The sequence below is a fragment of the Citrobacter sp. Colony219 genome (assembly GCF_019382635.1).
Classification (GTDB): Bacteria; Pseudomonadota; Gammaproteobacteria; order Enterobacterales; family Enterobacteriaceae; genus Citrobacter; species Citrobacter youngae.
This window is the reverse complement of sequence record NZ_CP080033.1, coordinates 2,675,543-2,694,853: the sequence shown is the minus strand read 5'-3', so window position 1 is coordinate 2,694,853 and position 19,311 is coordinate 2,675,543. Positions and strand designations below refer to the sequence as shown.

Annotated in this window: 16 protein-coding genes; 8 read left to right on the top strand and 8 right to left on the bottom strand. The window is 53.4% G+C overall.

Annotated elements, in window-relative coordinates:
- Positions 1-2: 2 nt before the first annotated feature.
- From JTI85_RS12010 to JTI85_RS12000, 3 genes are read right to left on the bottom strand one after another with little or no spacing between them, the layout of a single operon-like run.
- Positions 3-128: a DUF2474 domain-containing protein gene (locus tag JTI85_RS12010; RefSeq protein ID WP_071887343.1), complete on the bottom strand. Its 126-nt coding sequence runs from the start codon at positions 126-128 to the stop codon at positions 3-5.
- A complete protein-coding gene (gene cydB / locus JTI85_RS12005; RefSeq protein WP_101742157.1) occupies positions 128-1,138 on the bottom strand; it encodes a cytochrome d ubiquinol oxidase subunit II in 1,011 nt (336 codons plus the stop codon). Before cydB ends, JTI85_RS12010 begins: the two co-directional genes overlap by 1 nt.
- The gene (locus JTI85_RS12000) at positions 1,138-2,541 is read right to left on the bottom strand and encodes a cytochrome ubiquinol oxidase subunit I (RefSeq protein WP_219351550.1); all 1,404 of its coding nucleotides are present in this window, start codon (positions 2,539-2,541) and stop codon (positions 1,138-1,140) included. The genes cydB and JTI85_RS12000 overlap by 1 nt, the downstream gene beginning before the upstream one ends.
- A gap of 410 nt (positions 2,542-2,951) precedes the next feature.
- On the opposite strand from JTI85_RS12000, the gene JTI85_RS11995 reads away from it, so the two are divergent.
- The 6 genes from JTI85_RS11995 (at position 2,952) to patD (ending at position 10,059) form a co-directional block, all read left to right on the top strand.
- The gene (locus tag JTI85_RS11995) at positions 2,952-4,361 is read left to right on the top strand and encodes a PLP-dependent aminotransferase family protein (RefSeq protein WP_061067941.1); all 1,410 of its coding nucleotides are present in this window, start codon (positions 2,952-2,954) and stop codon (positions 4,359-4,361) included.
- 329 nt (positions 4,362-4,690) lie between these two features.
- The gene (gene ydcS / locus JTI85_RS11990; protein WP_048211602.1) at positions 4,691-5,836 is read left to right on the top strand and encodes a putative ABC transporter substrate-binding protein YdcS; all 1,146 of its coding nucleotides are present in this window, start codon (positions 4,691-4,693) and stop codon (positions 5,834-5,836) included.
- A 16-nt stretch (positions 5,837-5,852) separates the two neighbouring features.
- Positions 5,853-6,869: an ABC transporter ATP-binding protein gene (locus JTI85_RS11985; protein ID WP_219351548.1), complete on the top strand. Its 1,017-nt coding sequence runs from the start codon at positions 5,853-5,855 to the stop codon at positions 6,867-6,869.
- Positions 6,870-7,814, top strand: a complete 945-nt coding sequence (locus JTI85_RS11980) for an ABC transporter permease (RefSeq protein WP_005126750.1) — start codon at positions 6,870-6,872, stop codon at positions 7,812-7,814.
- The gene (locus tag JTI85_RS11975; RefSeq protein ID WP_005126751.1) at positions 7,804-8,610 is read left to right on the top strand and encodes an ABC transporter permease; all 807 of its coding nucleotides are present in this window, start codon (positions 7,804-7,806) and stop codon (positions 8,608-8,610) included. The genes JTI85_RS11980 and JTI85_RS11975 overlap by 11 nt, the downstream gene beginning before the upstream one ends.
- A gap of 21 nt (positions 8,611-8,631) precedes the next feature.
- Entirely contained in the window at positions 8,632-10,059 is a 1,428-nt protein-coding gene (gene patD, locus JTI85_RS11970; protein ID WP_219351546.1) for an aminobutyraldehyde dehydrogenase, read from the top strand.
- A gap of 189 nt (positions 10,060-10,248) precedes the next feature.
- Here the strand turns inward: patD and JTI85_RS11965 are convergent, their stop codons facing one another.
- Positions 10,249-11,376, bottom strand: a complete 1,128-nt coding sequence (locus JTI85_RS11965) for a multidrug effflux MFS transporter (RefSeq protein ID WP_219351544.1) — start codon at positions 11,374-11,376, stop codon at positions 10,249-10,251.
- 100 nt (positions 11,377-11,476) lie between these two features.
- Here JTI85_RS11965 and JTI85_RS11960 point away from each other — a divergent pair, with 100 nt between their 5' ends.
- Positions 11,477-12,259 (top strand): helix-turn-helix domain-containing protein, encoded by a 783-nt coding sequence (locus JTI85_RS11960; RefSeq protein ID WP_219352580.1) that lies wholly within the window; start codon positions 11,477-11,479, stop codon positions 12,257-12,259.
- A gap of 121 nt (positions 12,260-12,380) precedes the next feature.
- Here JTI85_RS11960 and yncL read toward each other — a convergent pair whose 3' ends face one another.
- Positions 12,381-12,476 carry a stress response membrane protein YncL gene (yncL, locus tag JTI85_RS11955; protein ID WP_071828932.1) on the bottom strand — a complete coding sequence of 32 codons (96 nt, stop codon included), beginning with the start codon at positions 12,474-12,476 and terminating at the stop codon, positions 12,381-12,383.
- A gap of 192 nt (positions 12,477-12,668) precedes the next feature.
- Here yncL and JTI85_RS11950 point away from each other — a divergent pair, with 192 nt between their 5' ends.
- Positions 12,669-12,842, top strand: coding sequence for a GhoT/OrtT family toxin (locus tag JTI85_RS11950; RefSeq protein ID WP_075551376.1), 174 nt, complete (start codon positions 12,669-12,671; stop codon positions 12,840-12,842).
- Positions 12,843-12,861: 19 nt separating this feature from the next.
- Here JTI85_RS11950 and JTI85_RS11945 read toward each other — a convergent pair whose 3' ends face one another.
- The 3 genes from JTI85_RS11945 to JTI85_RS11935 are packed head-to-tail and all read right to left on the bottom strand — an operon-like array spanning position 12,862 to position 19,311.
- A complete protein-coding gene (locus tag JTI85_RS11945) occupies positions 12,862-15,021 on the bottom strand; it encodes a virulence factor SrfC family protein (protein WP_048211608.1) in 2,160 nt (719 codons plus the stop codon).
- A complete protein-coding gene (locus JTI85_RS11940) occupies positions 15,018-17,996 on the bottom strand; it encodes a virulence factor SrfB (protein WP_219351543.1) in 2,979 nt (992 codons plus the stop codon). Before JTI85_RS11940 ends, JTI85_RS11945 begins: the two co-directional genes overlap by 4 nt.
- A 4-nt stretch (positions 17,997-18,000) precedes the next feature.
- Positions 18,001-19,311 carry an SrfA family protein gene (locus tag JTI85_RS11935; RefSeq protein ID WP_124021195.1) on the bottom strand — a complete coding sequence of 437 codons (1,311 nt, stop codon included), beginning with the start codon at positions 19,309-19,311 and terminating at the stop codon, positions 18,001-18,003.

Sequence of the window (19,311 nt, the reverse complement as noted above, 5' to 3'; positions counted from 1 at the left end):
AATCAGGACTTAAATCCCGCCGCCGTCATCAGTAAGCGAAAGAATGAACCGACGGCCGCCAGGGCCAGCACGCTGCCGCCCCAGAGAATGATCAGCCACATCAGACGTTTCCAGATTGATTGTTCCATCAATGATACCCCTCACCATGTTGAACTTTGCCGCGGAAAACGTAGTAACTCCAGAAGGTGTACACCAGGATTATCGGGATAATCAGCAGTGCGCCCACCAACATAAAGCCCTGACTTTGCGCCGGAGCCGCCGCCTGCCAAAGGGTAATAGACGGTGGAATGATGTGTGGCCAGATACTAATCCCCAACCCGCTGAAACCGAGAAAAATTAAACCCAGCGTCAATATAAATGGCGGGGCATGGCTATGCTGCTGGCCCAGAGAACGCCACAGCCACAGGCTCATTAGCGCAACCAGCAGCGGCACCGGCATCAGGAACCACAGATTTGGCAGGCTAAACCAACGATCGGCAATGGCACTGTGCGCCAGCGGCGTCCACAGGCTGATAATGGCAATAACAGCCAACATCGCCAGCAGCAGTTTTTTTGCCACACTGCGCATTTTATCTTGTAGCGGGTTTTCGCTTTTCATCACCAGCCATGTTGCTCCCAGCAGGGCGTAGGCCACCACCAGTCCCAGCCCGCAAAACAGCGTGAAAGGCGTTAACCAGTCAAACGGACTGCCGCTGTAGCTGCGGCCAGTGACGGAAAATCCGTTGAGTACCGCGCCCACGACCACTCCCTGGGTAAACGTGGCAAGAATTGAACCGCCCAGAAAGGCTTTATCCCAGAATGGTCGATGCGCCGGCGTGGCCTTGAAGCGAAACTCAAAGGCAACGCCGCGAAAAATCAGGCCAATCAGCATCAGGGTGAGTGGGATCGTCAGTGCATCGACAATGACTGCATAGGCCAGAGGAAATGCGCCAAACAATCCTGCACCGCCCAGCACCAGCCAGGTTTCATTCCCATCCCATACCGGTGCGACGCTGTTGACCATCACGTCGCGGTCATCAGCGTCCTGAATAGCGGGAAATAAAATACCGATCCCGAGATCAAAGCCGTCCATCACGATATACATCAGCGTGGCGAACACGATAATAACGAACCAGATAACTGATAAATCAATACCCATTAGCGATGTGCCTCAGCTTGAGAATCGAGGACGGCAGCGGAAAGCGGCCGTGCGGGTGTGCCAGCTGGCGGGAGGGTCGGATCATCTTCCTGTGGTCCTTTACGGATCAGGCGAATCATGTAGCTATAACCCACACCGAAGACCGAGCTGTAAACCACAAAGAAAGCCAGCAGGCTGATGCTCATATGCAAATCACCATGTGCGGAAACCGCATCCGCTGTGCGTTGCAAACCGTAAACCACCCACGGCTGACGGCCAACTTCAGTGGTCACCCAGCCAGCGAGGATGGCAATCAGACCGGAAGGGCCCATCCACAAGGCAAAGCGCAAGAAAGCGCGCGAGGTGTATAAATGCTGCTTATAACGTAGCCACAGGGCAAACGCACCCAACAGGATCATCAGCATGCCTAGCCCCGCCATAATGCGAAACGACCAGAACACCATGGTGGAGTTGGGCCTGTCTTCTTTAGGAAACTCTTTCAGGGCCGGGACCTGTTTATCCAGACTATGGGTCAGGATCAGACTGCCCAGCGCCGGAATTTCCAGCCCATAGCGAGTGCGCTCCTGCTCCATATCCGGCCAGCCGAACAGTAGCAACGGAGTCGGTTCGCCGGGCGGATTTTCCCAGTGTCCTTCAATCGCGGCAATTTTTGCCGGCTGGTGCTTCAGCGTATTCAACCCGTGCATATCGCCAATCAATGCCTGCAGCGGGGCGACGATCAGCGTCATCCACAGCGCCATCGAAAACATGGCGCGAATAGCCGGAGTGTTATTCCCACGTAATAAATGCCATGCCCCTGATGCTGCGACAAACAGCGCACTGCTCAGGAAAGCGGCAACGGACATATGCAACAAACGATATGGGAATGAAGGGTTGAAAATAACGGCGAACCAGTCGACGGGAACGACCTGTCCATTGACGATTTCATAGCCCTGTGGAGTCTGCATCCAGCTGTTGGAGGCCAGTATCCAGAAGGTAGAAATAATTGTCCCCAGCGCAACCATGCAAGTTGCAAAGAAGTGCAGGCCTGCCCCCACACGGTTCCAGCCAAACAGCATTACGCCGAGGAAGCCTGCTTCGAGGAAGAAGGCGGTTAACACTTCATAGGTCAGCAGCGGCCCGGTGATGCTCCCGGCAAACTCAGAAAAACCGCTCCAGTTAGTGCCGAACTGATAAGCCATCACCAGCCCGGACACTACGCCCATACCAAAGTTTACGGCGAAGATTTTCGACCAGAAATGATACAGCGAACGCCAGGTCGGATTTTTGGTTTTCAACCAGAGACCTTCCAGTACCGCCAGATAGCTGGCAAGACCGATAGTAATGGCCGGAAAAATGATGTGAAAGGACACCGTAAACGCGAACTGGATCCTCGCCAGGTGAAACGCGTCAAGACCGAACATGCTTAACTCCGCAGGTAAAATTGATTTGGCGCAATTCTAAGCCCCTGGCGAAATGTGGGGCAGAAACAGAACAGTTCTTTTTAACCATAACAGTTGTGCTGCCGTTATAGGTCGCACGATCTGATATGCAATCTGGTCCCGCATTTGAATTTTACTTCGACGATAATGGGTTTATCCCGTGGTCTGCGGTGATTGACGGTGCTGATGACTATGTGAACATCACCTGTTTATTCGCCTTAAAGCACACCCCCGAAAATTGATGCTGTACAGATAGCTGCCCGGGCCTCAGGCAAAGAGCTTTCGCTAACGATGTTGTAAAACTGTTAACTATAACAGTTCTGAAAAAATCGTTATTTATGTAGACTGATATATACAGAGGTTGTCACCGATACCGAATATCAGGACGAAAAATGAAGAAATACCAGCGACTGGCGGAGCAAATTCGCGATCAAATCGCGTCTGGCGTATGGCAACCAGGCGATCGGTTGCCCTCTTTGCGCGAGCAGGTGGCAAGCAGCGGGATGAGTTTTATGACCGTGGGGCATGCCTACCAACTGCTGGAAAGTCAGGGGCGGATCATCGCCCGGCCCCAGTCGGGCTATTATGTTGCCGCGCGCCCCGAACGCGAAGCCGCCGTGCCGCAGGTACAGGTCATGCGCGATGAGGCCGTGGATATCAACACCTACATCTTTGACATGCTGCAGGCCAGTCGTGATGCTTCCGTGATGCCGTTTGCATCCGCTTTCCCCGATCCACGCTTATTTCCGCTTCAGCAGCTTAATCGCTCGCTGGCTCAGGTGAGTAAAACGGCTACCGCCATGAGTGTTATCGAAAACCTGCCGCCAGGAAATGATGAACTGCGTCATGCTATTGCCCGTCGATATGCGCAACAGGGAATGACCCTTTCTCCGGATGAAATTGTGATCACCACAGGCGCACTTGAAGCGCTTAACCTGAGCCTGCAGGCGGTCACTGAGCCGGGGGATTGGGTGATTGTCGAAAATCCGTGTTTTTACGGCGCATTACAGGCTCTGGAGCGATTGCGCCTGAAGGCGTTGTCCGTTGCCACCGACGTGAAGGACGGAATCGACCTTGTCGCACTGGAGCAGGCCCTACAGGAGTACCCGGTCAAAGCCTGCTGGCTGATGACCAACAGCCAAAATCCGTTGGGTTTTACACTTAGCGCACGGAAAAAAGCCCATCTGGTCGCATTACTGGAAAAATACAATGTGATGCTGATTGAAGATGATGTTTACAGCGAACTCTATTTTGGCCGGGAGAAACCACTGCCGGCTAAAGCGTGGGATCGAGGAGACAGGGTGTTGCACTGTTCATCTTTCTCGAAATGTCTGGTCCCCGGATTTCGCATCGGTTGGGTTGCTGCCGGGAAACATGCCCGTCGTATTCAGCGACTCCAGTTGATGAGCACCTTATCCACCAGTTCCCCAATGCAGCTTGCGTTGGTGGACTACCTGTCGACCCGGCGTTATGACGCGCATTTGCGACGGCTGCGTCGTCAGCTGGCGGAACGCAAACAGCAGGCCTGGCAAACGTTGCTGCGTCATCTTCCGGCAGAGGTCAAAATACACCATAACGACAGCGGCTATTTTCTGTGGCTCGAACTGCCAGAACCGCTGGATGCGGGAGAACTCAGCACCCAGGCGCTGGCGCACCACATCAGCATCGCACCAGGTAAGATGTTTTCAACCTCGGGGACATGGTCACGTTTCTTTCGTTTTAATACCGCATGGCACTGGGGTGAACGCGAAGAACAGGCGGTTAAACAGCTTGGAAAATTAATTCGCGAGATGATGAAATAAAACTGAATGTGCTATTCAATATAAAAGAATAGCGCATTCTTATTTTAGAAATAGTGAATGTTAAACCCTGATGTTATTTATATCAGGTGCCACCATACGAAATATCAATAGTTCTTCCTGGTGCCACCCTGGCACTTAACTCCTTGTCTATACTCCAGAAGATTAAATTACTTTGCTATAACCCGTGGCGTAATGAGCGTTAGCTCACAACCTGATTAAATTTCCTTGCGCCAGCAGGAACGCTTTCAACACCCCGACTATTTTTAGGAAAGGACATATATTTACGGCAAGGCTGCCGCTCAATATTTTTTCGACAGGAGTAAGACGTTATGAGCAAGCAATTTGCCCTCAGTAGCTTGTGTGCACTCAGTATGACGCTGATGACAGCCCATGCAGCCGAACCCCCAACATCATTAGATAAACCGGAAGGGCGCCTGGATATTATTGCCTGGCCAGGTTATATCGAACGCGGACAAACCGATAAACAATATGACTGGGTTTCGCAGTTTGAGAAGGAAACCGGTTGTGCCGTCAATGTTAAAACAGCGGCCACATCAGACGAAATGGTGAGCCTGATGGCGAAAGGCGGCTATGACCTGGTGACGGCTTCTGGTGATGCTTCACTGCGTCTGATTATGGGCAAACGTGTCCAGCCTATAAATCCTGCGCTTATCCCAAACTGGAAAACTATCGATCCGCGCGTGGTCAAAGGGGAATGGTTTAACGTCGGTGGGAAAGTTTACGGCACTCCTTATCAATGGGGTCCCAACTTGCTGATGTATAACACCAAAACCTTCCCAACGCCGCCAGATAGTTGGAAAGTGGTGTTCGTCGAGCAAAAACTTGAGGACGGAAAAAGCAATAAAGGACGAGTCCAGGCGTACGATGGCCCGATCTATATCGCCGATGCGGCGCTGTTCGTCAAAGCCACTCAACCGCAGTTGGGTATCACCGATCCCTATCAGCTCACCGAGAAACAGTATCAGGCGGTCATCAAAGTCCTGAGCGATCAGCACGCACTGATTCATCGCTACTGGCATGACACCACTGTGCAAATGAGTGACTTCAAAAACGAAGGTGTGGTGGCATCAAGCGCCTGGCCCTATCAGGCTAACGCCCTGAAAGCAGAAGGACAGCCAATCGCCACGGTTTTCCCGAAAGAGGGCGTCACCGGTTGGGCTGACACCACCATGCTGCATAGCGAAGCAAAACATCCTGTTTGTGCTTACAAATGGATGAACTGGTCATTAACCCCGAAAGTTCAGGGCGACGTCGCAGCCTGGTTTGGATCTCTGCCGGTAGTCCCTGAAGGTTGTAAAGCCAGCCCGCTGCTGGGCGAAAAAGGCTGTGAAACCAACGGCTATAGCTATTTCGACAAAATTGCTTTCTGGAAAACGCCAATCGCAGAAGGTGGAAAATTCGTTCCTTACAGTCGCTGGACGCAGGATTACATCGCCATTATGGGCGGTCGTTAATTCCGCTGGGGGTTTTATGACGTACGCAGTGGAGTTTCATAATGTCTCGCGTCTGTACGGGGATGTTCGTGCAGTTGATGGGGTAAGTATTGCAATTAATGATGGTGAGTTTTTCTCTATGCTGGGGCCATCCGGCTCCGGCAAAACGACCTGTCTGCGCATGATTGCAGGGTTTGAGCAGCTTTCGGGCGGTTCAATTAAAATTTTTGGTAAGCAAGCCAGTGAATTACCGCCCTGGGAACGGGACGTCAATACGGTATTTCAGGATTACGCACTATTCCCGCATATGTCGATTCTCGACAACGTGGCTTATGGGCTGATGGTGAAAGGCATTGATAAAAAGCAGCGTCATGCCAGGGCACGCGAAGCGTTAGATAAGGTTGCGCTCGGCTTTGTCTATGAGCGCAAGCCATCACAACTCTCTGGTGGACAGCGTCAGCGTGTAGCGATTGCCCGTGCGTTGGTCAATGAGCCTCGCGTCCTGCTGTTGGATGAGCCACTTGGCGCGTTGGATCTCAAGCTACGCGAACAGATGCAACTGGAGCTGAAAAAACTCCAGCAGTCTCTCGGTATCACCTTTATTTTTGTCACCCACGATCAGGGTGAGGCGCTGTCAATGTCCGATCGTGTGGCGGTATTTAACAATGGCCGTATCGAGCAGGTGGATTCACCGCGAGAACTCTACATGCGTCCGCGCACGCCGTTTGTGGCGAGTTTTGTGGGTACGTCAAACGTCTTTGACGAAGCGATGTCGGCAAACGTCTGTGGCTTACAGGGGATGTTCTCGCTGCGCCCGGAACACATTCGGTTAAATGATATGGCGGGCGAGGTTCAGGCTCGGGGTGTCATTCAGGCGGTGCAGTACCAGGGGGCGGCGACGCGTTTTGAACTGAAACTTGCCGGTGGTGAAAAGTTGCTGGTGAGCCAGGCGAACCTGACGGGAGAAATGCTGCCGTCGGCGCTGTCGCCGGGTCAGCAGGTGATGGTATCGTGGTCACGGGATGTCATGGTTCCGCTGGTAGAGGAGAGGTGAATGGCTATGAACGTCATACATTCGCCAGCACAGCCGACAAAGCTGAACCGTATCTCGGGGTTCTTCTGGCGTAATCCAGGGCTTGGGCTGTTTTTGCTACTACTCGGGCCGCTGATGTGGTTTGGCATCGTCTACTTTGGATCGTTGCTGACGCTGTTGTGGCAAGGTTTTTACACCTTCGACGATTTCACTATGTCGGTGACGCCAGACCTGACGCTGGCGAATCTGCAGGCGCTGTTTAATCCGGCTAATTACGACATCATTGTGCGAACGTTGACAATGGCGGTGGCGGTGACGATTGCCAGCGCCATTCTGGCGTTCCCGATGGCATGGTATATGGCGCGCTATACCAGTGGCAAAATGAAAGCCTTTTTTTACATTGCCGTCATGTTGCCGATGTGGGCGAGCTATATCGTCAAAGCCTATGCGTGGACGCTGCTGTTAGCGAAAGACGGCGTGGCGCAGTGGTTTCTAACCCATCTCGGGCTGGAGCCACTGTTGACCGCTTTCCTCACCTTGCCGGCTGTCGGCGGTAATACGCTGTCAACATCGGGATTAGGGCGCTTTTTGGTTTTTGTCTACATCTGGCTTCCCTTTATGATCCTGCCGGTTCAGGCTGCTCTGGAACGGCTTCCGCCCTCGCTTTTGCAGGCATCGGCCGATCTGGGCGCGCGTCCTCGTCAAACCTTCCGCTATGTGGTTTTCCCGCTGGCAATACCCGGTATAGCCGCCGGTTCGATCTTTACTTTTTCACTGACGCTGGGTGACTTTATTGTGCCGCAACTGGTGGGTCCGCCGGGATATTTCATCGGCAACATGGTGTATTCGCAACAAGGGGCCATCGGCAATATGCCAATGGCGGCGGCATTCACTCTGGTGCCCATTGTTTTAATTGCACTGTATCTGGCGTTCGTGAAGCGTCTGGGAGCTTTCGATGCACTCTGAACGCGCACCCTGGTTACTCAAACTGGCAGCATGGGGAGGGGTTCTTTTTCTGCACTTTCCCATCCTCATCATCGGCACCTATGCTTTTAATACAGAGGAGGCTGCTTTTAGTTTTCCGCCTCAGGGACTGACATTACGTTGGTTTAGCGTGGCGGCGCAGCGTAGCGATATTCTTGAGTCAGTGACGTTGTCACTTAAAATCGCCGCGTTGTCGACAGCAATCGCACTGGTACTGGGGACGCTGGCGGCGGCTGCGCTGTGGCGCAGGGACTTTTTCGGTAAAAGCGCAATATCGCTGTTGCTGCTGTTGCCGATTGCGCTGCCGGGCATTATTACCGGCCTGGCACTGCTGACGGCATTTAAGACCATCAACCTGGAACCGGGTTTTCTCACGATCGTGGTGGGTCATGCGACGTTTTGCGTGGTGGTTGTCTTTAACAACGTCGTGGCGCGTTTTCGCCGTACCTCATGGAGTCTGGTTGAAGCGTCTATGGATCTTGGCGCCAACGGCTGGCAAACCTTTCGTTATGTCGTGCTGCCCAATCTGGCATCAGCACTGCTGGCGGGGGGCATGCTGGCGTTTGCCTTGTCGTTTGATGAAATCATCGTGACAACGTTCACCGCCGGACATGAAAGAACACTTCCGCTGTGGCTGCTCAATCAACTGGGTCGCCCACGAGATGTGCCTGTTACCAACGTTGTGGCATTGCTGGTAATGCTGGTAACAACACTGCCAATTTTAGGGGCCTGGTGGCTAACGCGTGAAGGCGACACCGTCGCCGGAAACGGTAAATAAACGACGATATGGGAAATTGCTATGCAACATCAATTACTGATTAACGGTGAGCTGGTCAGCGATGAAGGTGAAAAGCAACCAGTTTATAACCCTGCCACTGGTGAACTTATTCTGGAGATTGCTGAGGCGTCAGCCGCGCAGGTTGATGCCGCAGTGCGCGCGGCAGACAATGCGTTTGCCTCCTGGGGCCAAACCACGCCGAAAGTGCGTTCGGAGCTGTTGTTAAAGCTGGCGGACACCATTGCAGATAATGCACAGACCTTCGCTGAGCTGGAATCGCTTAACTGCGGTAAACCACTACATTGTGTGCTTAATGATGAAATTCCGGCCATCGTGGACGTTTTCCGTTTCTTCGCGGGGGCTGCGCGCACCCTGCAAGGACAGGCCGCCGGGGAGTATCTGGAAGGGCATACCTCCATGATTCGTCGCGATCCGCTGGGTGTGGTGGCCTCCATCGCGCCGTGGAACTACCCGCTGATGATGGCGGCATGGAAGCTGGCTCCAGCGTTGGCTGCGGGAAACTGTGTGGTGATAAAACCTTCAGAAATTACCCCGCTGACGGCGCTTAAACTGGCCGAATATGCGAAAGATATTTACCCGGCAGGCGTGATCAACGTCCTGTTTGGTCGTGGTAAAACAGTGGGCGATCCGCTGACCGGCCATGAAAAAGTACGTATGGTTTCACTGACCGGCTCCATTGTGACCGGGGAACATATTATCCAGCATACTGCGCCTTCGATTAAACGCACGCATATGGAACTGGGCGGGAAAGCCCCGGTGATTATTTTTGATGATGCGGACCTTGATGCGGTGGTCAGTGGTGTACGGACCTTTGGGTATTACAACGCCGGACAGGATTGCACTGCTGCCTGTCGAATCTACGCGCAAAAAGGCATCTATGATGCGTTGGTCGAAAAACTCGGCGCTGCAGTTGCCAGCCTGAAAATCGGCGCACCGAATGATGAAACGACAGAACTGGGACCGTTAAGCTCACAGGCGCATCTTGACAGGGTAGCTAAAGCAGTCGATGACGCGAAAGCGCTCGGACACATTAAGGTCATCACCGGCGGCAAAAAAGTGGAGGGTTCAGGCTATTATTTTGCGCCAACGTTGCTGGCGGGCGCGAAACAGGAAGATGCTATCGTGCAGCGTGAGGTCTTTGGTCCGGTGGTCAGTGTTACCATCTTTGAAGATGAAGATCAGGTCCTGGCGTGGGCCAATGATTCGAAGTATGGACTGGCCTCGTCAGTCTGGACGCGGGATGTTGGTCGCGCGCACCGACTGAGCGCCCGCCTGCAGTATGGTTGCACCTGGGTCAATACGCACTTCACGCTGGTTAGCGAGATGCCCCACGGCGGGCAAAAACAGTCTGGGTATGGCAAGGATATGTCGGTTTACGGGCTGGAAGATTACACGATTGTTCGCCATGTCATGATCAAGCATGAGTAATATCTTAAGCGCGAGCGGTAAATGGGGCACAGATAGCTAAATATTGGTAAACGTGTGTCTATACTATTCGCGCCACTGGCCTCGTCGCCATCGGACGGCGGTAAGTTGGAAATATCCGCGAGGTCAGGCTAATTTGCACACCATCAGGCCCCGGCACAATGTCGGGGCCTGATTATTTAGGTGATTGTTCTAACGACGGCACAGGCTACATAGCCAGGCGATGAACGCACAGATAGTCAGAACCAATCCCAGTTGCTGCACGATACCCGCTAACCCTAACATCATTCCCAGTAACAGGTAGTAGCATAATCCGAACAGAGCACCTGCGGCCCCGGCCTGTTCACGATAGTGATGCAGAGCCTGACTCAACACATTGGGGATCGCGATGCCATAGGCAACAACAACCCCAACCACTGGCAACAGAATCCAGACTGAATGCTGTAGCCACCATGCCGCGAGACCAGACAGCAGAGCTAAAGCACAGGCATGGCACACCAGATATCCCGATGACAAGCCGATCGTTAACAGCTTGCGATTCAGCAGGCTGCCTGACAGTGACGCGAGGGCAAGCAAGGATCCCGTCCAGCCAAATGCCCTGGAACTCCATCCTAACTGTCCGAAAAGAAACGGGGCCAGACTGTAGTAGCTGAATAGCATAGTATTCAACAGAGCAACCAGCATGGCATTTTTCCACAGTGTACTGTCCCTCACCATCCGGGAGACCAGTCCCGTTAATTGTGGTCTGCGCGTAGTCTCCGGCCGTGTTTCCGGCAATAAGGCTGCGGTTAACATCAGTAGCAGTATCGCCAGCAATACCAGCGCAGTAAAAACGCCCCTATGGCCGTAAAGACTGACTAACCAACCTCCGCTCACCAGACCAAAAACCGGGCTGATTGCCAGTGCTGCGCCCATAATGGAAAAAATGCGGGACAGTGTTGTTGATTCATAACTGTCCCTCAACATAGTCTGCACCACAACAGACCCGGAGGCCGCGCCAATGGCTGATACCATACGGGCCAGCAGCAAGACGCTGAAATCAGTGGCAATAACCGCCATTACGGAACCCGCTCCGTAACAGAGAAGTCCAACTACCATTGCCCACCGTCGTCCAATGCAGTCGCTAAGCCAGCCCCATAGCGCAACCCCCACGGCAAAGGCGACAAAATAAACGGAAAGTGTTTGAGCAGCACGTTCACTGCTTATTTGAAAAAACGTGGCGATATTTGGCAACGCCGGGCTGTAAATGGTTTCCACCAGTTGCGGAAACATAATCAGTAATGTGAGAAGCCACAAGGGCGGTCGATGAGTCATATTCATGGCAATATCCAAGAAGCAAAAAACTTGGGGGGATTATTGCTGAATAGAAAATGTCTTATTACCATTATCAGGACTTTATATATCAAATATCGGACAGATGATGAAAATTGCGCCTGATGATGTCTTCGACCCGGATGGTTTTAAGGAAACAGTAGTGGGTATTGCCTCTGATATGGGCGTACATGATTCAGGTCGGCACAGTCATCTTCGCCATCAGTTACTCTTTTCGGCGGCGGGGTGTATCACCATTGAACTGGAAAATACCCTGTGTCTGCTTCCGCCTCGCCGTGCGGTCTGGATCCCTGCGGGTACGGTTCACCGGGCCATCATGCGCGGGGTGATGGCTTATCGGTCATTATATTTTTCAACCATTCTGCCGCCGTTATCCGCATTGCCGCTACAGGTTGTCGAAGTGAACCCGCTCTTTTTTGAAGTCATAGAACGGATGGCATTCTGGCCCTGGCAAATGACAGAAACGCAGCAGGCCAGCCTCATCACTGTTTTTTGTGAGGAAATCAGGGCCGCACGCCGTGAAAACTGGACGTTGCAGTTTCCCTCTGATGTCCGCCTGAATCTGTGGCTGGAAGGGGTTCGAATGGGGACGTTACCGCCCCGACTGAATCAGTTGTCCCGCCTGGTCGGTGCCTGCGAACGGACAATCAGCCGCATCTTTATCGGAGATACAGGGATGAATTATCAGACCTGGCGGCAGCAATTCAGGCTGTTAAAAGCGATGGAGATGTTGGCGGAGGGTGACTCAATCAGCCAGGTGGCGCAACAGCTGGAATTTGTTAGCGACAGTGCTTTTATCGTGTTTTTTCGGCAGCTTACAGGTACGACACCGACCCGCTATCACGGGGGAATAATGCCGCAGAAGGATTAGGGGTGTTACATATTAAGGATAATTTACCGGGCAGTGACGGAGTGCGAAGATCGTTTACTAATGGCAGAGAGAAGATTTTCTCTCTGCCAGCAGGCGCTGCAATTCATCAAAAAGAGTCACATCAAGCAAACCAGCCGAACCTTACGGAGATCAGGCTGAAAAGTCCTACAGCAGCAAATATATTTATCAGCACCACGGTCTTACTGGAAACATTCATTTTTGCCACCTTTCGTTTTTACCCCTTTGGGTATAGTACGGCTTATAGCTATCCGCAATAGTACGAAATCTGAACATATTGAAAGTGGGCTGTTATTTAGGCGGTTTTCTTAAATAAATGAATAAAACTTGATGTGGGTCATAAAAGAGAGCATATTGCGCGCGATTTTCTCTTCTGGCCTGGATGCCCTAAATGTCTCTGTACCAAAAAATGTTGTTTTTTTATGCGGTAATGGCTGCAATTGCGGCCATTACCACCTGGTTTCTGTCACGTGATAAAAAACGTATTCGCTTTCTGAGCGCGGTATTAGTCGGGGCGACATGGCCGATGAGCTTTCCCGTCGCACTCCTGTTTTCTCTTTTCTGATGGCGTTGTCAATGCCGTTTCAGGGGGCCAGCAGAGCGACTAATCGCAGTCTGTCGTCTTTGGTTACGTCCAGAGGATGCTGGTATCCCACGTTTTCATTCGCACGGGTGTACAACGCAACCAGCCAGTCGTAAACGTGTCGGCTTGCACCGTGCTGCGGCTGCTCATCCAATTGAGTCAGGCGCGACATCGGTTGTTGTACTGGCGCACTGAAAATAGCCGCACCCTTGAGGATCCTGCTGGCAGGGCGTTGATCCTCTGCAACGTTGGCGTAGCCGAGCCAGGTAATAAAATCACCGATATCGGCGTGTAACTGCGCCCCGCAGACATTCTCTCGCTGCATAATCTGCTGAAGGCGTTGAGGCATCTCCAGTCGATAGCTGGTAGTGATAAGAATGTCGGCTACCTGTCTAAGCGTTCGCGGATCAAGCCGCAATCGGCGCGCATTATTGTCATCACGACACCACTGACGCACATGGTTGATCCACATTTTGTGTGCCTGGTATCCGGTCTCTTTGCTTTCGGAAGCATGCGACGGTTCCCGGACGTCGGCAAACAGGTCAATCTCTTCATTAAAGAGTCCACTGACTTGTTCTTCACGTGGCTGCTGGATACGCAGCAACGACTCAAAGCAGCGCATCGGTGGTAGTAACCCCTCCAGGAGTTCACCATGCTTTGCTGCCTGGGCCTGAAGCTGGCGGATCACTGTCTCGCTGGAGTCTGGCACGCTTTCGCTGTCGTTAAGCCAGCTCATCAGCGCCTCACGAACACGCTGTTGATGCTGTTCATGCAGGGACGTTAATCGCGACTGGCGTTGTTGAGCGGATGTCGCTTGCGACAGCCATTCAGCAAGGCGCAACAGGCTGTGTTTATCCAGTGCCTGCAATGTTCCCCAGCGCAACCCGGGCTTGCCCATTAATTGCTGCACGGCCTCATCAAGGTTTTGCTGTGTGCTAAAACGAGCATCTTGTGGCGTAATGGCCCACACAACCCCCGGTAATGCCGCATCATGTACGGGTTGGGTATCGTTGGCCCAGCTCATCAGCTTACGCGTGATGGCCGGTGTCTGCGAGCGTGAAGACACTGCGTTGCAGATCAGCAGGACATCGGGTTGCAGATGCTGGCGGTAATGTTCCAACATCCAGCCTAATTTGGCCCGCCACAGCGGGTTGGGGTGGGCATCCGGTGCGAGGGGAATATCGAGCAGGTCGACGTTTTCCAACACCGAGTCTTCGACAGTCAGCACCAGTTCACGCGTCAGCAGCGCCAGCGATTCCAGCGACAGACTGACCGCGTTAAGCAACTGATGGTTTGCAACAGGATGAACCACCACATCGCTTTGCGCGTCATTCCCGGTTAATGCGACCTGGGTCAGGAAGCTTTCGGCGGGCAAGCCAAAATGATCGACCAACAAACTCAGCGGTGCGGCTAGCTCGTGCGCCTGTCCGGTTTGTTGCAAAGTATGCGCTAATGCCAGCCATTGCTGCGTTAACTCTGGTTGTTCTCCCCACAACAGCGCCCAGGCGTGAGCGCGGGTGGTTAGATCCAGCGCCGGCAGCAATGTAGCAAATTGATGCCATAGCGCATCATCAATTTGCTGCTGGTTTGCAGGAACACAAGAGCGCCAAAAACGGCCGATGGCGGCTACGTCATGTGCCGTGATGCCCTGAACCGGATGACGTTGACGCAGCGTTTGCCATTTTTCTAACCGGGCTTCAATAATCGATTTTTCAACCTGGCGGCTGTCAGGCATTGCGCAAAACTGCGTGATAAACAGCTGTACCAGTTCCGCTTCACTCAGTAGGCGCAGACGCAGAGGCCACTCGCTATCAACGGGATTGTCTTCACGCGTAAAGCGGATCGCCATATTGGTCGGCGCATGGCCCGGATTGATATGCGAAAAATAATCAAAACTGCGATCCGGTGTAGCAATATTCAATTTCCCACTGGTGTTGCTGCACAGTGCGGACAACAGATGTGCTTTTGCTGGCTGTGAATGACCGTACAGACCCACACAGCCACGCGCTGAAAACGCCGTATTCAGCGCAGACTCAGTAACCGCGGCGATGGTGAGTTGAGCGAGCAGGGAATCCGCTTCATCATCAAGACGCGCTGCGCGCTGGCGTGTGTCATTCACCCATTCGATGGCGGCTTGTGCTGTGTTAAACATCTTACTCATTTCAGGTACACACTCCCGCTATCAATCCAGTAATGGCTGCCGCTATGGCGACGATCTGCCAGTGTATTCAGTTTTAACGTTAGGGCATTGGCGGCAACGGGCGTGCCATCCTGTAGCCAGGCATCACTGAGAACGAAATATTCCGGCCCTGTCTCTTTGCTGCCGCCGCGCAGTTGCAGCCGCACATTTAATACGCCGTCACCGGCAATCGTTTTTGCCAGCTCAGCAGAATTGATACTCAGCGTATACAGCGGGGTGGCTGGCCAGCGGCTGTTTGCTAACTGGCGAAAGCCCAGCGTCACGTTGCCGCGCAGCGGGAAGTGCAGACGGGTATCCAGTTTTGCTCCAGGTTTATCCAGATCAATGTCGTGATACCAGATATTCTCATCGCGCAACGTATTGACCGTATTATCCAGTACGCCAAGGTAGCGGACCGTCGAGTACGCGCCGATATCCGCAGCTTTAAAATTAAATCGCGGCAGGCGTAAATCCAGCGCCAGGCTACACAGCATCGCGCCAACGGCAGCGGTAGATTTTGGATTGCCGATACGCCCTTGCTGGCTGAACGGATACCACTCATGTACGCGATAGCTGTCCATCCAGATCATGCGGTTGACCGGAACGGGTTGCAGATGGCGGATTAGCGCCTGAACCCCCGGCAAACAGGCGGGTCTGCCAGTGACTAACAAAATATCGCAACGATAGTGGGAAATCGCTTCGCAAACGGCGTGCAGAGGGGATGTCAGGGTAAATTGCCCTGCCAGCAGCGCTTCGTGCAACTGCCTGAACTGTACCTGCAACGGAACGCTCAGCACATCAAAAGCCGGTGAACCAGACGGTAAAGCATGATCGATAGCCTGCTGGATATAGTTCATCACATTGCGTGTCGGGCGCTGAGAAAGCAGTTCGCCAAAGGTGGCGTGCAACCCCGCTACGGGATCGTTAATATCGCTTTGCTCCCAGGCACTGAGCACCGCATGACCCAGTGGCATAAAGAGTTGCAACGCGGTTTGTTGTCGCAAAATAGCCTGAGTATCGATTCTCCCGGAATCACCAAACAGTGTGGCCAGCAGCGCGGCGGCATCGGTCACGCCAGCTTGTTGTAAGCGGGTTTGCAGGGCGGGCAGTATGCAGCGTTGTATGACATCCAACAACATGTCGTCCCCGGCGACTTTGAAGCCTTCACGGAACAGCAGATGCGGGGTGATTTTGACATTCGCCCCAACGCCGTCATCCAGTTGATAATGGACCACGGCCATATCCGTCGTGCCGCCGCCAATATCGATGGAGGCGACGCGCAGTGCACGACCTTTAACTTCACCGGGTTCTGGCTGGCGGTCCGGACGGGCGAGGGCGTTAAAGAACGATTCTGTGTGCCCGTCATAGTGTGAAATCGCTTCGTTATACAGCCAAACCAACTGTCCGCAGCTGGCCTCATCCCACTCCATCTGGATCTCAGGTACGGGAACAACGCTCTTTTCTTGCTGTTTGCGGGTGGTGAAATCTTCGTCCTGCGGGTGCCAGCCCATTGCTTTCCAGACCAGCGCAATGGCTTCAAACATACGCAGACGGAAGATCTCTCGCTCCTGTTTTGGCATGGCTGACGGCAGAGTGAGGATCAGCGTGCGCAACTGGCGTGGAGAGGCCGGGAACCCGAGGCGCAGCCGCGTCGCTACGCTGTTAATTTGTCCCAGCGCCTGGGCCAGAATCTCGCACAACATATGCGTCATCAGCGTGCTGCGGCTGTATTGTGGTGAGAACACCGGCAGCCGGTCATCTTGCGGCAGGCTGAACAGCGGCTGACCGTCATCGTTCATCAGATTCATCAGTGGGAAGGCGGTAGCCAGCGGCTCGCGCTGCGTTTTACTGTTCATCTGGCTAAAGCGCCAGTCGTGTAAAACGGGGGTTTCATCCCATAAATACCGGCGTGGGCTGGAGATCCCACTACTGCCTTCCGTTCCCATACGCTGCATCGCCAGCTTACGGGCTTCATCCCCAACGCGGACAATCGACGGCCAGATAAAGGCATCATCGCGGCCACTCTCAACGGAGAAATGTTGCTTACCAAAGCGCGCCTCGGAAAACTCCAGTCGGCTGGTGAACAGGGGATCGTTGAGGAACTGTGGTTCACTTAATGAACGCACCTGCAATTCAGCCGTCTGACGCAAACCGTCATTGGCATCGCCATGATCTTCAATCAACACGCCGCAGGTATGGGTATTGCCAATATCCAGAATCAGATCGACAGGAATCGCGGGCGTGCTGAGCGTATGGGTCACCAGCTTCACTTCCGGGACGGAAAGTTGTTCGCCTAACAGGGTCAACAAATTCAGCCAGTGCGCCTGGTATTCAAAGTTGCGTAGAGCTTGTTGGATCTCCTGCTCTGAACGGTTTTCTTGCTGTGTGACGTGCTGCAAAAAGGACTCGCGTAGCCAGCCATCAATCCACGTCTGGTCGAGGAAATCTGCGATCTCATTATCGTGCCAGGCCAGCGCAAATCGCGTGCCATTCAGCAGATCGTTCTCATTGGGCGTCAATGCTGCCGGGGCTTCAGTCAACTGACTGTCCAGCGCCACCGTGACACGGTGAGTATTGCCGGCACTGTCCGGCTGTGCGAGTTTTCGCACCTGGACGCGCGCCCAGTTATCCGGGCCTTCAACAAATGTGCGGGGCGGGTTAAAACGCAGGAACGGCAGCGGCAACCAGACACCGTCAAGTACGTCCAGAGAATAATGCAGCGTCTGTGTGCTTTCCGGTTTCACTACTTCGGGTTGGCCACCGGTATTACCCGGCAGGGTATAGCGTCCCGACGCCAGATCAAAATCCAGACGCAGTAGCGGACCGTTTGCCGTTTTGCGAACAAAACGACCGTGGTGCGCAGATTCCTGTGGTGTCAGCCCAAAATCCAGAAATTGCACACCGCTATTGGCGATGAGCGTTACGCTCTGTTTGTAATCACACAGATTCACCAACATAAAATCAGGCACCTATCTTTTTGATCGTCAAAGGGATTTCCGCGTGTTCGTCATAACGTGCGGTACAAGCTGCGACGTCGTTTGTTCCTGCTTTGCAGGTGATTTCAGGCATTGGGTAACGCGAACCGTCCGTGCAACGGGCATTCCCGCGACTCTTAATCATTAATTCGCCCGATTGATGCAGACCAGAGAAAATTTCGGCGCGGCAAACGATATTGTCGCCATGCACGACGCGCGCAGTGCCCTTATTGGCCTGGATCTGATAGCGCAGCGATGGGGCTTTACCGCTGACCGGATCTTTTATATCGACCAGCACACGCCAGTTGCCATTAAGAAAACGTGTTGTACCTGCCTTCATCTGGTTGGCATCCATTACCAGCGCATCTTTCGGGATGGCGGCTATCACCACCGGTCCTTCTACGGGCTTCTCTTTTTTCACTGGTGGAATAACGTCAGCCCGATGCAGCGGCAGCGAAGGTGTTAGTTCAGGCAGCGGATTACTGTCTACCTTTGCAACGTCAATGGAGGCAACCGCAGGTGCGGGAGATTCCGTGTGTTGTTTCCACAATAGCGGCCCTGCAATGGCAGCAATCACTGCAGCAGCAACGGGCAGGCTCCACAGCGGCAGGCGTCGCGTAGGCTTACGCTGTACTGGCGGCGGCGCAATCTCTGGCTCACTTGCAATGACCAGGGGTTGTGGTTCGGGGTCAGCGGGTTTCGGTAGCTCAATAGCTGTTGTCAGCAGCGGGGTATCGGCCTCGGCGAAAGTGATTTCCGCCGGGATTTCTTCGACTTCCGGCTCCGGTTCAGGTGCCAATACAACCGGGGGAACGTCGGTATGACGCAGGCAATCGAGTACATCGTCACGGGTGTTTTCATTCAGATTGACGAAGCCCCAGAACGTAATGACGGGCTTGCCATCAACCAGGAACACGTGGTTCTCACCTGGAAACTGGATGGCTTTGTCGAGAAGTGAACCAAACAGTTGCAGAGAAGTTTTACCCGATTGCAGGCTTTTCCGGCTCAGTGCCGCGGCATTCTCCAGCGTACTGGACAGATAGCGCAGAGCCCGAAAACGCGCATCTTCATCAGCGGCTTTCCACGCGACAGCCTTTCCTTCAACCGGGGAATACCAGTCCACCCGATCGCCACTGTCGTTAACTTGTGGTATTGCCAGACAGTCCGCCATCGCCTGTTGTTTACGCAGACGAAGCGTTTCACGAATTTGTAGCGCTGAATCAAACACGGCCTGACCACCGCCACCCACGGCCTGATAGTCATCCAAATTGCCGCTGCGCAAGAGAGTTTTTGCCAC